We start from the raw sequence: 14,252 nt of genomic DNA, 5'->3' as shown, positions 1-14,252 counted from the left end.
TCAAAAATAACTTAACCATTTTTGTCTGGCCTGATTGGCTCTTTTATACCGATCGAAACTTCTGCACAACGGATATAAAACCAGCATCACGCCGATCCAGATCAGGTATACGATCGCTAAAGAAAACCCGTATCCTCTCAATTGGGGATTGGCGGTTACCCAGCCCGTCAGAATCATATCGGTCCATTTATGATCCGTGAGTGTCGCTCCAAAAATGGCAAGCAGGTGAATAAAATAAATATGGAGGATGTAAAAGAACATGGGCACCCTGCCAAAAACAGTGATCTTTTGAGTCAGGGCATTCAGGGGTTTTTCGGCAAAGGCCAGGAACAGGAGAGAAGGCCCCAGGGTCATTAATACATATAAAAGGGAGGGTGGATACTTGGTGGTATTTAAAAAGGACATCGACGAATAGAGTCCGTTCTTTTGTACGGACCAATGCGCGTGATCGCCATAAAAATTGCCGGATCGTAAAAGGATGAAAAGGGCGATGGATCCAAGACCGAGCGATATAAGATTCTTTTTTCTCCGGACCGGATCATAGCCGGCCGTATAAATGCCTCCAAGACAATACCCGAGGGCGATGATACCGATCCAGGGAATTATGGGATAACCCATGAATACCGCAACCGGGCCAAAACTATAAGGGCTTTGTTCATGCAGGGCTGCCCAGAGAAAATGGGAAAATTGGGTTCCGGGTACATGCACCTGGTCCAATAAATTATGAGCGCCTACCAGTAAGATCCCTATAAAAAGGATCAGGCGCCGGTCGAGGTAGATCAGGGCGGAAAGGACGATCATACTTATTCCGAAGGCCCAGATCACCTGCAGGATATAAACCGGGTAATGAGGGTTGAATGACCAGCCCAGGGTGATGAGGAACAGCTCTGCCAGTAATAGCCAAACTCCCCTGGTCAACAGGAAGAAGGATAATTCTTTTCTGCTCCGTTTGGCGCCATATAAAAAGGCCGAAACTCCTGCCAGCAACATAAATACGGGTGCGCAAAAATGAGTTATCCAGCGGGTAAAGAAAATGGGCGGGCTGGTTTGGGAAAGATCTGTGGGATCGAAAAGATAGGCACTCCCGTGAAAATAATCCCGTACATGATCGAGAGCCATAATGATCATGACAATACCTCTTAAAAGATCGATGGATTCAATACGTTTTGTTTTAACTGCCTGTATCGTAGGGGCAGTAGCGGGGATGGGCATAATTAGCTGGTTTGCTTTCTTAGTACCGCAAACTTAGCAAAAAAAAGAATTAAATACTAAAAAAATCAAATTTTAAGAATATAATTCTGATATTGGCCAGAGATAGCCGCCGTTTATATTGTTTTGTGTCCCTTATTTTACGGTAGCGGCACGACTGATCGCCTGTTGTACGATAGCTTCCAGTTCAATAATATCGAAAGGTTTTTGCAGGAAATAGTCTGCCATGGCTTCCCGGGCTAACTGAACGGCATTGCTGTTGGCGCTGAAAAAGATCACCGGAATATCCCTGAGTTCCGGATCCGCTTTCAACGCCCGGGTGGCCTCGATCCCGCCGGGTCCGGGTATCCAGTTATCCATAAGGATAACATCCGGTTTGTAATTCCGGACATGTTGCTGTACCTGATTGGAGTTATTCAGCGTAGAGACATCAAACCCTTTTTTCCTCAGTACGATCGTGCAAATCTGGAGTATATCCAGATCATCATCCAATATAAGGACCCTTTTGTTCATGGTGTAAAATTAATTGCTTCCAGGCTTATGGTTGCCAAACCCTAGGTTAAAAAATTCGTGCCAGGATTTTTTAAAGGGAGTACTGGGGAGGAAGAAGGGGTAAAATTGAAAAAGGGTGGACAAAATTGCCCACCCTTGCCATAAACCAACAATTTAATATCCGGGATTCTGGATAATATTCGGATAGATATTGAGCATTGATTGAGGAACGGGTAACAGATTATTCTTGCCGGGGACAAAACCTTTAGACCCTAATACAGGTGCTACGGTTCCCCATCTGATCAGGCTGCTGAACCGGTCTCCCTGTCTGTACATCTCCTTTTGCCAGGTTTCGGAAAAAACCGTATAGGCATTGCTGACAGACGTGAAGGATGCTGTACCAAGACCGTTGCGGGTCCGGATCGTGTTGACCAATATCGCTGCATTGTTGAAATCGGCTAAATTGATCCTGGCTTCTGCATTGATCAGGGTAATTTCCCCCAAACGCAGGACAGGACATAGGGTAACCGTAGTATTGGGAAAAGCGGTTGCATTATAATACCAGCTTGTCGTACTCCCGATCTGTGAGAATACAGGCGACCAGATGGTTTCAGGAGTGACCTCCTCATTGAGCCAGGAATTGACAGGAGACAAGGTAAATACCGCGGCATCTATGATCTGATCGCTATAATCCCTTGCTTTTGTATAATCCTTTTTCCAAAGCGCCGCTTTTGCCAAAAGACCCAGGGCCGCATATTTGGTAAGCACCTGTTTATCTCCGGTCCTTGTCAGGGGCAACCCCGATAACCCGGCGCCAAGATCATTGGTGATCGAATCATAAATAACGGAAGACGGACTTTTACTGATATTGGGAATAAAACTACCCGCCAGATCGATCTGGACGGGAATATCCCCGAAATAAGTCAGTAATTCCAGGTAGATAAAACCCCGCAATACTTTTGCCTGTGCGATAAGGTCATTTTTCTGACCGGCAGACAGGTTAAGGGTGGGAATATCCCGCAGCAGATGATTCAACCTGGGAATATTCGTAAAATAAGCATTGCTCCATATTTTATCCAGTTCCGGAGAAAGCCCGGTATGGGTAAAATTATCGTAGACGCAATAGGAATTACTGGTTTCGCATATGGCGTCGTCACTCATCATTCCATCGATGAGCAAAAGATTTTCATAGACAGGTCTGATCCCGGAATATACGGAATTCAGCAGGGTTTGGACATCTTCCTGGGTTTTCAGCGGTTCAAATGCATTACCCATGGAAAGATCCAGCGCTACCGGCTCACCTTTGACGGCCGTAAAATTTTCGAAAGGAAGGGCGGTAATATCATCGCGGTTGATAATCTCGTCTGCATTTACATCTTTATAGACGAAACCTCCCGTGCCGTTAAGTTGCGGACCGGCGCTTGCATAACCCAGGTAGGTTCCTTCATATAGCCCGGAATATTGGTTCAGTACAGAGTTGATGGCACCTTTGGAGGCAACCGCATAATAATGACCCGCGCCGACGATAGAGAATACCGCTTTTCCGTCTGATCCGGTAACGGCTGTATAGGCTGCAGGTTTACCTGCCGCATAATCGGCTTGTGTAAAGTACAGGGAGACCGTCGCCTGTGCGGCCGGATCGCCTTTAGGTTTGACTGAAGTCCATTGCGTGGCATCCCAAACCGAAATGACGATGGGACCAACGGCCCTGAAAAGTTGCCTGGCTATATACACGGCATATCCATCCCCGGAAAGGAAAATCGTCGTTTGAATGACCACACCGTTCACACGGGTTGTATCTCCATTTACGGTTATGGTCAGTGTTTTTCCGCTGAGGGTGGTAAGTACCTTGTTATCGGTAAGATCCGATGATTTCAGGATCCCTTTTACGATATAATCCTTTAACAGGGAAGAGTCCGGGAAATAGGCCCCGGGTGGGGGTGTTCCACTCCCGAAGGCGCTGTTGGGCAGCGCAAAGACGGTGATGCCGCCAGAGATCTCATCGCTGCTTAAAGTGACCTGGCCGAAAAAACTGTTGAAAGAATCTAAACTGTCTGTTTTTGCGAGCTGGGAACTTATGGTCTTGGCCAGTCCGTCCGGAGTGGAGGGCGGCGAAGTATCGCTTTTTTTACAGGCGACAACCAGGCTCATACATATACAAAAGATCCAATACGATAGTTTCATGGTACGGGGTTTTCATTAAGATATTGAATCGCAAAGCAAATAAATACTTTGTAAAGATCCAAATCTACCGTACCCGGATAAACGAATTTTTTTTCTGCGTATTTTTACGGAACCAGATAGTATTTTGCCGCAGTGTTATACAGGATAAATTCACGACGATCTCCGGATGAATATCATGATCTCCGGATGAATATCGGTTTTAAAGTGAACCAGGCCAGGGCCGGGAAAAAATGCATGGGGATGGCGAGGCCGGGGAATAATTCCGGGGTTTCCTGGGTGAGGGGCAGTTTTGCTGCAATAGGAGCAAGGATAGTCGCAAAACTCAGTATGGTGAAAAGGAGATTAAAAACGATCTCTCCTTTTTCTTTCAGCCATTTATCAAGGGCCCAAAAACCAACAGCAGCCAGGATCGTACCAAAAATACTGGAGGCAAAGATCATTACCGGGTTGACTACTTTTGAAAAGTCTGCTTCGTTAGCGGAATGATAGACCTTGTTATAGATCAGGGCAGCGACTGCCGCCAATATTCCGGATACGATTCCCAAAAACAATGCTTTTTTAAACATGAGGTGCTTTTTATTTTTTTATAACAGGTACCGATATGTCGATTTTGATCTGCTCGGCAACATCTCCGCCAGGTTTACCCAGTTTAAAATCATTCCGGTTCACCGTGAAGGAGCCCGTAAATACGGCTCCTTTAGGAGTTTTCTGGAAAGTGAAGGGAATGGTTACTGATTTCTTAACCCCATGAACTTCGAGATCGCCGGTCACCTGGTATGCATTGCCTGCCTTGACGAACTTTTGGGAGACATAATGAATGGTTGGATACTTGGTTACATCGAACCATTCGTCGCTTTTGGCGTGTTTATTCTGCAGACCGTTACCGGTATTGATGGACGCGGCATCGATCGTAATATCGAATTTCGAGGCAGCGGGATTCTGTTCGTCGAAGGAAAGATCTCCTTTAAAACCCTTGAAGATTCCCGAAGCATCATTGCTGCTGAAATTGATCGAATAACCATCTGCAATCTGCCAGTTCTGGGCGGCAATAAAGGTAAAGGCACTGGCAGTCAGGATCAATACGGCTGCTACAGGATACACTAACTTCTTCATAACTCTGCTTTAACGATTAAAAATGCTGTAATAATAAAAAACGTAAGTAATAAATAGGAATGGTTGGAAAAATCTCCCGGGATCCGCTCCTTAAGTGGGAAGGATCTCCCGGGAGATTTTTTATCATTCCAATAGGCTGTAGGTCTGTGATAAATGCTTAGTCTTTAATAAATTCTGCGTTGGCGTTCAGCGCCACTTCATCGCTGAGCATAGTTGCGGGGAAGCCGGTTGCAATACCGAAATCCGTACGTTTGATCGTGCCGGTGACTTTGAAGCCTCCCACGGTTTTTTTGCTCATCGGGTTTACTACCGTACCATTAAAAACGGCGTTCAATACGACTGGTTTGGTAACACCATGAAGAGTCAGATCACCGGTCACCTGGTAGTTTTTGCCGCTCAATTTCTTAAAAGAGGTGCTTTTGAAAGTAAGCGTGCCATATTTGGCTGCATCGAAAAAATCAGGGCTTTTTAAATGTTCGTTCCTTTTTTCATTCTGGGTATTGATGCTGTTGACATCAGCTGTCAATTCGACTACCGCATCGCTCAGATCGTCTTTGGAAGAAGTGATCTTGGCATCAAAGGAGGTGAAAGAACCGGCAATTTCAGAAATTCCCATGTGCCCGATGGAGAAATTCAGCTGGGAGTGGTTTTTGTCCGCCGTCCAACCCTGGGAAAATCCTGCTGTCGCTAAAAGAAGAAATGCTGCTGAAAGAAAAACGATCTTTTTACTCACTGACATAATTGATGTTTTTTGGTGTTCGTGAATCTGGGATTTCATTTGTTTTTTTTTGGTTGATTTATTGATTTTTTGATGGATAGCCTTCACGGGTGCATTTTATGTTTACATATTTCACAGATACATATTTCATGAATACAGTACGAAATTCGACCCATACGGATTTATTATCCTATACGGTTTAATTGGCAAAATGGCTGTTTTTATGATTGGTCAATTCAATGACCAAATTCTCTTTTGAACGGCGAACTTTTTTCTGTCTGGCTAACCAGTCATTCGTTGAATCCCGGTAACCCAGCGGTAATAAAGTTACGCTGCGTAAACCTTTTTCAGGTAATCCCAATAATTGATCCAATTCTGTATTGTTAAACCCTTCCATTGGGGTCGCATCCACTTCTTCGGTGGCAGCGGCGGCGATGGCCGTCCCAAAGGCGATATAAGTTTGCCTGGCGGCAGATTGGAAACGTTCTTCCTGGGTTTTGGATGAAAAGACACCCTTCACCTTGCTCCGGTAGGCTTCCATGCTTTCGGCCGGTATATTCCGTTCTTTGATCAGATGGTCGAAAAAATCGTCTATCTGCGGATCGGTAATATTATCCCAGGCGGCAAAAATGAGTAAATGCGAAGCCTCGGTGATCTGTGGTTGATTATTGGCGACCCCTTTTATCTTAGCTAACCATTCCGGGTCCGTAACCACGATAATATTAAAAGGCTGGAGACCGACGGCAGTAGGAGCCAGCCTGGCTGCTTCTAAAATGATATCCACTTTCCCCTGCGGCACTTTTTTGCCATTCATTCTTTTGGTAGCATAGCGCCAATTCAGCGCTTCCAGTATGTTGCTCATTTAATTGTTTTTATTGTTTTTGTTAGTACTAGTATAAATCCTAGCGTTATTATTAATTATAACACTGTTAGGGGTAGGGGCAAAAAAAAGGAAACCCTTTAAACCTGATTTAACCTAGCCTCGGTTTCCGCTGCTTAATACTCCCTGTATAAAACTACAGAGCACATCTTCCAGCACCTTTTCGGCCAGGCCGGTGTGCTGACCGGGTTTGCCCAACATATTGATCGAAACCAGGCCATGCATGGTAGACCAGAAAGATTGATATTTAAGGAACGGGTCGAATGGAGCCTCTTTACCTTCCGGGATCATAGCCACTATGCTTCCGGTGATCACGGTATTGAGATCGGCCATTTCCGGGATCCTCCTTACCGATTCACAGGTAGGTATTCCCAGGCCGAACATCAACTGGTAATATTCTTTATTGGAAAAAGCAAAATCCCAATAGGCCCTTCCCATGGCCCTGATCTGATCTTCTGGTTTGGGCTGTCCCGCCTTGGCCTCTTTTAATTTTTCAATCATTAACCTGAAGCCTTTCCTGTTGAATTCCAATAGGATAGCATCTTTGTTTTCAAAATGGGCATAAATGACCGGTACACTATATTCAATCGCATCGGCAATCTTCCGGATTGAAAGCGACTGCCACCCTTCGGTGACCACCGTTTCCCAGGCCGAGTCCAGGATACTCGCCCGAACCTCTTCTTTCTGCCTTAATTTCCGATCTGTAATGCCCATTTGATAATGATGTTACTTTTTATAACACCGTTAGCAAATATACGAATGTTTTTATTATCGCCAAATCTTTTAGGGGGCTGGCATGGTTTTTTTAACATTTTCCTCTGTTTGAACAAACCCTGTTTCTACCTAATCTCTCCTTTCCCCTTATCTTTAAGTCCCTTAACGCCTGCAATATGAAGCTTCAAAAAATTAATGTCGCCCTGTCCATAACCTTTTCGCTGTTTTTTCTTTTTGCTGCTCCTGGCTTGCAGGCTCAGGATCTGGCTGGTAAGGCAAATACCTTTCTAAAGCTTCTCGACTCAGCACAACGTATACAAACTACTTTTCCATTCGATGACGCAGAACGTTACCGGTTCAATTTTGTGCCCCTGGACAACCGGAAAGGAATCTCCATGAATGAGCTGAATACGGTTCAGCAGGAGGCGGTGATGGATTTGTTAAGAACCTGTCTCAGCGAACCAACGGTAAAAAAAGTGAAAGGCATCATGCAGCTGGATATTATCCTGAAGGAAATGGAACATCGTAAACCCGAAGATCATTTTCGTGACCCGGGTAAATATTTTGTCAGCATTTTCGGCATACCTGGTGCGGGAACCATCTGGGGATGGCGATTTGAGGGACATCATGTCGCCTTTCATTTCTGCGCCGATAAGAATCAACTGGTGGCCGGTACGCCAAGTTTTCTCGGCTCCAACCCGGGCATAGTGCTCAATGGCCCCCAAAAGGGCGAGGAGTTGTTAAAAGAAGAAACGGACCGGGGATTCGAATTGATCCGGGCGCTCTCCAAAGAAGAATTAAAAAAAGCCATTATCGATTCGGTGGCTCCCGGCGAAATAATCACCGGCACGGACCGGAAAGCCATGATCGATCATCCTACGGGGATCCGGTATAAAGAGCTTTCGCCTCCAAATCAGCAGTTGCTGCTTCAGCTCATTAGTATATATGTGCACCGGTATACAAAATTATTTGCCGACGATATGCTGAAAGAAATACAAACCGCAGGTCTGGAAAACCTCTGGTTTACCTGGGCCGGTTATACGAAGCATGAATTGGGCAAACCTTATTATTACAGGATCCAGGGACCAACCATTATCATCGAATACGATAATATTCAGAACAATGCCAACCATGTGCATACCGTAATTCGTGATCTTAAACATGATTTTGGCGGCGATCCCTTACTGGAACATTACCGCCAAAATCATTAACAGCAGGATCATTAACCTTTTACAGATTCTTAAGATTCTTCGGATTATTCCAGCATATTCCTACAGGTCTTTCTGATTGTCGGCCATATTTCTATCCAATAACATTTCTTCCGGATCGATGGCGACCCTGTCAGGCTTACCATGTACGATGAGTTCGATAGTCTGGATGCCTGAATGAAACCAATGTTTTTTCAGATAGATCTCATGTGAAGGGCCCCGACCTTCCTGTTCTACCGTGTATAGGCCGATAGCCATATAATCATGGATCACCGGAGCTGTCCGTTCATTTCCGGAACTATCCGCATAGGTTTTTCCGATCCGGACGGTAAGGCTTACTTTGTATTCGTCTTTTCCTTTCAGCGGGCTCACGGAAGCTGCCACTATTTTATTATCATAGAAGCAGACTTTTTCCCAGGTATCGGTCAGATAATAGCGGAAAGAATCCGGAACATGGCGTTGCAATACCCTGTAGAGATCTTCGCTTCCGGCATAAGGGCCTTCTTTCCGGAAAGCATAAACTGAAAGGAATTCCCGCAAAGCGGCGTTGAGGCTGTCTTCTCCGATCAGGTCCTGAAGACCGTATAGTACGACGCCGGTTTTTTGATTCCATTCGCTGTAGCGGTCGGCATGGAGAAGGTCATTCTCCTTAAAAAGATTATTCCGTCTTCCCCAATTGTAGCCATCTTTTTCCATCCTCAGAACCCTGTCCCCTTCTTTGAACTTCTTTTCCATCAGCATGGCTGCATATTTCGCCAATCCTTCTGAAATGACCAGGGAGCCGACCGTATTATTGGGAGCGACCTGGAATCCCCACCATTGCCTGGCCAGGTGCTCTGCTGCTGCATAATAGCCATAATCGAATTTATCCGGCTCCCTAATGTCAGCATTCCAGTAAAAACGTTCCGAAAAAATGGTGATATTGGGAAAAGAAGCGTCCCCGGGTCCGTAAACAGACCCTTCGATGAGACGGAATTGTTTTTCAGGACTGGGGCCAAATACCCTGGAATAAAAATGTAATCCTTCCTTGTATGCTGCGGCCAAACGCGGAACATTTGCCCCGTGGGCAGGGTCATACCAGATCTCAATCGCGACGGATCGTTTCGTGAAATGCTGTTTTCCAGGTATCTGTTCTCCGGACAAATCTTCTTTTTCCAGCATCACCGTATCTTTCCAAACCGCGTATCTCCCGGAGAGCATGGCAAAAGGCCAATAGGTCACCTGTTTATCGATCGTGATATCCTTGTCCTGTACATAATGAAAATAATTTCTGCCGCCTTTTTTCCATTGTTTAACCAGTGTTCCGGGAGCCAGCGCCGTCTGGTCACCAGCGGTGCTAACGGTGATATCCAGATTCAGAAGAGGTGTCTCATTTCCAATGGACAGGCTGTGTGAGCCTTGCCGGTCATTATGCGGAATGGGCCTTGGGACCTTTTCCGGCAGTCCATTTTCTTTTCGTTTTTCATTATCACTTAATTCATCATCCTCATCATAACCCATGCCGGGTAATCCACCGGTAAAAATGGTTCCGTTCCGGAGCAGGTTGGCGGCATACAAACTATTTTGAAATCCGGAACTGCCTGCCCGCGCATAAACTTCGACCAGCGCCGTGTCGCCGGGCATCAGTGGTTGTGGGAACCGGTAGAGCCGGTATTCGCCTGCTTCTTTCCTGGGTCTGAACAGGTTGAACTTCCCCCTTGGATAATAAAGCGGAAGGGTATACGACAGGTCCTGACTGTTATATCGAAACGTATATTCCGCCACATGATCGCCATCCAGCAGCAGACTATCGACCGGCTGATCATGCTTATTCAGCAGGGTCAGCCAGGCATGTGTCTCAGCCTTTTGCCCATCCGGGTACAGGTCGGTTTCCAGACGCATGCGGGTAACAGTTGGTAAAGGCAATCCGGCATACTGTTTTAATTGTTTTTCGGCGAGCACGGCCCGCTCTGTTTTTTCGCTGGGGGAAAGATATTCATGCAGATAACTGACATTATAATAAATAAAGCCGCCAATGGCAAGGAAGGCCGCGAACAGGGTCAGTGCGCCTATGCGGGTTGGCCCGCGGAATCTTTCCACAGCCAGGTTCGTTCTTTCCTTAAACGAAGATGCTGTTCCCCTTGCGTAATAAAGAGATCCGGTTACCACCAGGAAGGCTCCGGCTAATAACCAGTATCCGTTGAACCAGGCAACCGGAACCAGCATATGACCGATACCATCCATATCTGAAAGCGCGAAGGGAGGCGTAAAGGAGTAGAGGAACAGGGTATAGGTGAAATAATTAAAATTCAGGACAAGAAAAATTATAACATAGATGATGATGCCGATTCCATGGGCAGCGAATTTGTTATTGACGACGATATGGAGGGCATAACAAAAGAAAACCATTTCCAGGAGTTTGGGGTAACTAACGGCAAACAGGGTAGTAAAATACAAGGGAAAATTAAACTGGGTGTATCCCCGCAGGAGCTGTACGCCGATGCCGATCAACATGGGGGTAAGTGAGAGAAAAAAAGCAAGCCCGCATAAGCTTAATAACTTGGCGCCATTCAGCATCCAGGTCGGAGGAGGAAGTGCATCATTGATAAAGGCATAACCCGTTAGTTTTTCACGGTGAACCGTTTCTCCCGTGTAAAACATTATTATTAGAAAAATGAAGAAAATAAAATCATTGCTGAATACATCCATGAAAAAAGCCGTACGGGGAAAATCGCCCACCCCATCGCGGCCAGGCCCATGCCAAAATACAAAAGAAAGAAAGATCAGCCCGCCGGATAAGATGATCCAGAAATAATTATCCCGGACAATATTCAGGATTTCAATCCTGGTTAGCCCTGCGAGATTTTTCCGGAAATAATTCCCGGTAAAATTCTGGGGCAATAATGTTGTGCTGTTCTTTTCCTGTCCGGCCGGAAACTCCTGCCCACCAGGTAATTCTGCCTTTTCTTGCCTTTCCTCCTTTTGTCTTGTCGGTTTCCGCTGTCTGCCGCTAAAGAATTTTTCAAAACTGAACCGCAGATAGGTGAACAGGAGGCCTATTCCCCCTAAGGCGATCCAGAGCAGCCTGTTTTGCAGGAACAATCCCCGAAATGGAAAGAAGGAGCTGTTTAATTGATCCGCAGAATACCCGCCCGTTTCCATTCTCAATCCATTGATGGCAAAGGGATCGCTGAGCCAGATCACTGTAGGATTGTGGATATTATGTAAAAAAAAATTGGCGATGATATATCCCAGGAAAAGGAACATGCCGCTGCTGTAGATCACTTTTACATTTCGAAAAATAGCCACCAGGCCAAAAAATAAAGAGGAGGTAAAAAATATATTGGGGAGCATGATCGTAAGAAAAGGATACAGGTAATTAATAGCCGGATTCGGCCCATAGCGTCGGGCCTCCGTCCAGCCCAGTGCAGGCCCCAGTGTTGTGCCCAGCCAGGCACCCAGATAAATCCCAGCTCCGGTTAGCAGGACAAATAAAAATGAACCCAGGTATCGTCCCCAGAAATAACCGGCCTTTGTAATAGGATAGGACAGATAATATTCCCGGGTATTATATTCGATGTCGCGGAATAGGGGAGTGCCCATAATGGCCGAGCTGACCAACATTAGAAAAAGGCTTAGCATGGATGAAAATAGGATCATTACGCCAGGAGCATTGATGAACTCTTTTTCCTGTAACGGTAAGGCTCCATTGGCAAAGGAAATCAGGCTGAATATAAAAATAAAAAAGAAATACAGGTAAAAGGCAGGCCGCCGGAGCCTGTATTTTATTTCGAACAGAAAGATCTGAAAGAACATAAAAGATTATTTAGAAGGGAAGATTATTTAGATGGGATTATTGTATCGGACCCCGAAAATGGTCATTTTGCTCCGCTGTATTCCTTTCCCTTTGTTTCATGGGAAAGGATATTGCTGAAATAGACATCCTCGAGGTTTGCCGCCGCCGGCAGGAATTCATTACCAGGAGCCGAATCCTGAGCAATGCGGATATGCAGGTTGCCGGATTTAAGCTGGGTGGAAATGATCGGGTAATTTTTCCGGTACCGGGCAAGGGAATCCTTGGGTATCATTTTGCTGAATATTTTTCCTTCCAATCCTGCGATAGCCGCATCAGGCTCTCCTTTATACAATACCTCTCCCTGGTAAATAATGGCAAACCGGGAACAAAGGGTGCTGACATCCTCCACAATATGTGTGGACAGGATCACGATCGTATTTTCACCCAGGTGACTGAGCAGGTTATAGAACCGGTTTCGTTCCGCAGGGTCAAGACCGGCAGTAGGTTCATCGACGATGATCAGTCTGGGGCTGCCGATCAGGGCCTGGGCTATACCGAACCGTTGTTTCATTCCTCCTGAAAACCCTCCCATATTTTTATTTTTGTCTTTATACAGGTTCACACTATTTAATAGTTCACCTATCAGTTCTTTACGTTCCCCTGAGCTTTCAATACCTTTTAAACGGGCGATATGGTCCAGCATTTGTTGCGCCGATATTTTCGGATATACACCGAATTCCTGGGGGAGATAGCCCAGCAGTTGACGAACTTTGGTTTTGTTGTGTAATACATCAAGGTCATCCAGGAAAATTTTGCCGCTGTCTGCTTCCTGGAGGGTAGCGATGGTTCGCATTAAGGACGATTTTCCGGCGCCATTGGGTCCCAGGAGACCGAACATCCCGTTGGTGAGGGTAAGGGAAATGTTCCTCAGGGCACGAACGCCGTTGGGATAAGTTTTTGATAAAGAGTCGATGACTAGTTGCATTGAATTATGATTAGGCTGTTTGTAATTATATTTCTTTTGAAAGAACGTAATACCGTTCAGGCGATAACTGCCTGCTTGCCGGGCAATAGGTTTCAGTCCGGCGATGTACATTCGTCAGCGACTGCTATTTTATTCGGACAGTATTATTGATTGGTTAATTTCGAACGGTCAATTGCAGTTTTTTTAGATTAGCCGGTCGTAAGTTGATCCTTGATTCCTTACGGCAATCGATATCCGGTTGTTGAATTTCTGCCCCATGGTCGTAAAGGGCGGACTTTCCATCCAATTGAATATGAAGACCGCTGATGAAACTGTATTTGTTCAGTAGAATGGCGCTGTTTTCTGCTTTAATGGATAAGGAGTCATAAAAAGTATTTTGGGGAATAAAATCGTTACCATTCTCATAGTTTTCCCCGATCCAAAGGACACCATTCCGGATGAACAGATTGGCAGGGAACAGAGGCGTTGATTCCCTTTTGCCTCCCTCCAGGATAATCTGTCCATTTTCCAATAGAATAGTATTTATCCGGTTAGCGTGTATATTGATTACCGGGATGGCCCATTTATATTGGGGATCGTCTGAGGGAAGATTAATTTTCAGATCGTTGGTCCATCCTATTTCCAGGGTATCGCCGTTCATCCGGTAATCCTGATGGGTAGCCTCCTGCTGGTCGTCATGTTTCAGGACCACCACGCGCTTACCTTTTTTCATCCTGCCGTCCTCTTTTTCGAATTCAAGATAAAAAGAATCGGATGGCAACAGGTGAACCTGGAAGAGCCCCCTGACGGAAATAAATTGTGGGGCAGGCATCCGGACCGTGGTGAATTGTTCTTCCCGCAGGCTCTTCCCCGAAAGTATATTGCCATTTTTATAGTTGGCATATAAGGTAAGGCTGATGATCCCAATGGAACCAAGGACAAAAAGATAAAAAGCCAGTAAAAGTTTATTGCTCGGTTTCATATACAACTGGTAT

The 14,252-nt window shown here is 45.6% G+C and carries 12 protein-coding genes; 1 reads left to right on the top strand and 11 read right to left on the bottom strand.

Features of this window, described 5'->3' with window-relative positions; translation table 11 throughout:
- The 8 genes from ACX0G9_RS03380 to ACX0G9_RS03345 all read right to left on the bottom strand — a co-directional run bounded on the left by ACX0G9_RS03380 (nt 1) and on the right by ACX0G9_RS03345 (nt 7,310).
- Nucleotides 1–1,212, bottom strand: coding sequence for a DUF1624 domain-containing protein (locus ACX0G9_RS03380; RefSeq protein WP_459063438.1), 1,212 nt, complete (start codon nt 1,210–1,212; stop codon nt 1–3).
- Between the two features lie 132 nt (nt 1,213–1,344).
- Nucleotides 1,345–1,722, bottom strand: coding sequence for a response regulator (locus tag ACX0G9_RS03375; RefSeq protein ID WP_459063437.1), 378 nt, complete (start codon nt 1,720–1,722; stop codon nt 1,345–1,347).
- A gap of 153 nt (nt 1,723–1,875) precedes the next feature.
- A complete protein-coding gene (locus ACX0G9_RS03370) occupies nt 1,876–3,885 on the bottom strand; it encodes a RagB/SusD family nutrient uptake outer membrane protein (protein WP_459063436.1) in 2,010 nt (669 codons plus the stop codon).
- Nucleotides 3,886–4,058: 173 nt separating this feature from the next.
- Nucleotides 4,059–4,451 carry a hypothetical protein gene (locus tag ACX0G9_RS03365; protein WP_459063435.1) on the bottom strand — a complete coding sequence of 131 codons (393 nt, stop codon included), beginning with the start codon at nt 4,449–4,451 and terminating at the stop codon, nt 4,059–4,061.
- Between the two features lie 10 nt (nt 4,452–4,461).
- A complete protein-coding gene (locus ACX0G9_RS03360; RefSeq protein WP_459063434.1) occupies nt 4,462–4,998 on the bottom strand; it encodes a YceI family protein in 537 nt (178 codons plus the stop codon).
- A 157-nt stretch (nt 4,999–5,155) separates the two neighbouring features.
- Complete coding sequence (locus ACX0G9_RS03355; RefSeq protein ID WP_459063433.1) at nt 5,156–5,737, bottom strand: YceI family protein; 582 nt, start codon at nt 5,735–5,737, stop codon at nt 5,156–5,158.
- Between the two features lie 178 nt (nt 5,738–5,915).
- Nucleotides 5,916–6,578 carry a nitroreductase family protein gene (locus ACX0G9_RS03350; protein WP_459063432.1) on the bottom strand — a complete coding sequence of 221 codons (663 nt, stop codon included), beginning with the start codon at nt 6,576–6,578 and terminating at the stop codon, nt 5,916–5,918.
- Between the two features lie 114 nt (nt 6,579–6,692).
- Nucleotides 6,693–7,310: a TetR/AcrR family transcriptional regulator gene (locus ACX0G9_RS03345; RefSeq protein ID WP_459063431.1), complete on the bottom strand. Its 618-nt coding sequence runs from the start codon at nt 7,308–7,310 to the stop codon at nt 6,693–6,695.
- A 176-nt stretch (nt 7,311–7,486) separates the two neighbouring features.
- On the opposite strand from ACX0G9_RS03345, the gene ACX0G9_RS03340 reads away from it, so the two are divergent.
- Nucleotides 7,487–8,521 carry a DUF3500 domain-containing protein gene (locus ACX0G9_RS03340; RefSeq protein ID WP_459063430.1) on the top strand — a complete coding sequence of 345 codons (1,035 nt, stop codon included), beginning with the start codon at nt 7,487–7,489 and terminating at the stop codon, nt 8,519–8,521.
- Nucleotides 8,522–8,581: 60 nt separating this feature from the next.
- On the opposite strand, the gene ACX0G9_RS03335 is transcribed toward ACX0G9_RS03340, so the two are convergent.
- The 3 genes from ACX0G9_RS03335 to ACX0G9_RS03325 form a co-directional block, all read right to left on the bottom strand.
- Entirely contained in the window at nt 8,582–12,313 is a 3,732-nt protein-coding gene (locus ACX0G9_RS03335; protein WP_459063429.1) for an ABC transporter permease/M1 family aminopeptidase, read from the bottom strand.
- A gap of 62 nt (nt 12,314–12,375) precedes the next feature.
- A complete protein-coding gene (locus tag ACX0G9_RS03330; protein ID WP_459063428.1) occupies nt 12,376–13,389 on the bottom strand; it encodes an ABC transporter ATP-binding protein in 1,014 nt (337 codons plus the stop codon).
- Nucleotides 13,390–13,432: 43 nt separating this feature from the next.
- The gene (locus ACX0G9_RS03325) at nt 13,433–14,239 is read right to left on the bottom strand and encodes a hypothetical protein (protein ID WP_459063427.1); all 807 of its coding nucleotides are present in this window, start codon (nt 14,237–14,239) and stop codon (nt 13,433–13,435) included.
- Between the last annotated feature and the right edge of the window lie 13 nt (nt 14,240–14,252).

Source organism: Flavitalea flava, from assembly GCF_054461575.1.
The sequence above is the reverse complement of the archived record's forward strand: the minus strand, read 5'-3'. Positions and strand labels throughout refer to the sequence as shown.

Bases quoted from the DNA above. Each gene is read 5' to 3' on its own strand.
- ACX0G9_RS03380 (WP_459063438.1), bottom strand. From the start codon at position 1,212: ATGCCCATCCCCGCTACTGCCCCTACGATACAGGCAGTTAAAACAAAA.
- ACX0G9_RS03375 (WP_459063437.1), bottom strand. From the start codon at position 1,722: ATGAACAAAAGGGTCCTTATATTGGATGATGATCTGGATATACTCCAG.
- ACX0G9_RS03370 (WP_459063436.1), bottom strand. From the start codon at position 3,885: ATGAAACTATCGTATTGGATCTTTTGTATATGTATGAGCCTGGTTGTC.
- ACX0G9_RS03365 (WP_459063435.1), bottom strand. From the start codon at position 4,451: ATGTTTAAAAAAGCATTGTTTTTGGGAATCGTATCCGGAATATTGGCG.
- ACX0G9_RS03360 (WP_459063434.1), bottom strand. From the start codon at position 4,998: ATGAAGAAGTTAGTGTATCCTGTAGCAGCCGTATTGATCCTGACTGCC.
- ACX0G9_RS03355 (WP_459063433.1), bottom strand. From the start codon at position 5,737: ATGTCAGTGAGTAAAAAGATCGTTTTTCTTTCAGCAGCATTTCTTCTT.
- ACX0G9_RS03350 (WP_459063432.1), bottom strand. From the start codon at position 6,578: ATGAGCAACATACTGGAAGCGCTGAATTGGCGCTATGCTACCAAAAGA.
- ACX0G9_RS03345 (WP_459063431.1), bottom strand. From the start codon at position 7,310: ATGGGCATTACAGATCGGAAATTAAGGCAGAAAGAAGAGGTTCGGGCG.
- ACX0G9_RS03340 (WP_459063430.1), top strand. From the start codon at position 7,487: ATGAAGCTTCAAAAAATTAATGTCGCCCTGTCCATAACCTTTTCGCTG.
- ACX0G9_RS03335 (WP_459063429.1), bottom strand. From the start codon at position 12,313: ATGTTCTTTCAGATCTTTCTGTTCGAAATAAAATACAGGCTCCGGCGG.
- ACX0G9_RS03330 (WP_459063428.1), bottom strand. From the start codon at position 13,389: ATGTACATCGCCGGACTGAAACCTATTGCCCGGCAAGCAGGCAGTTAT.
- ACX0G9_RS03325 (WP_459063427.1), bottom strand. From the start codon at position 14,239: ATGAAACCGAGCAATAAACTTTTACTGGCTTTTTATCTTTTTGTCCTT.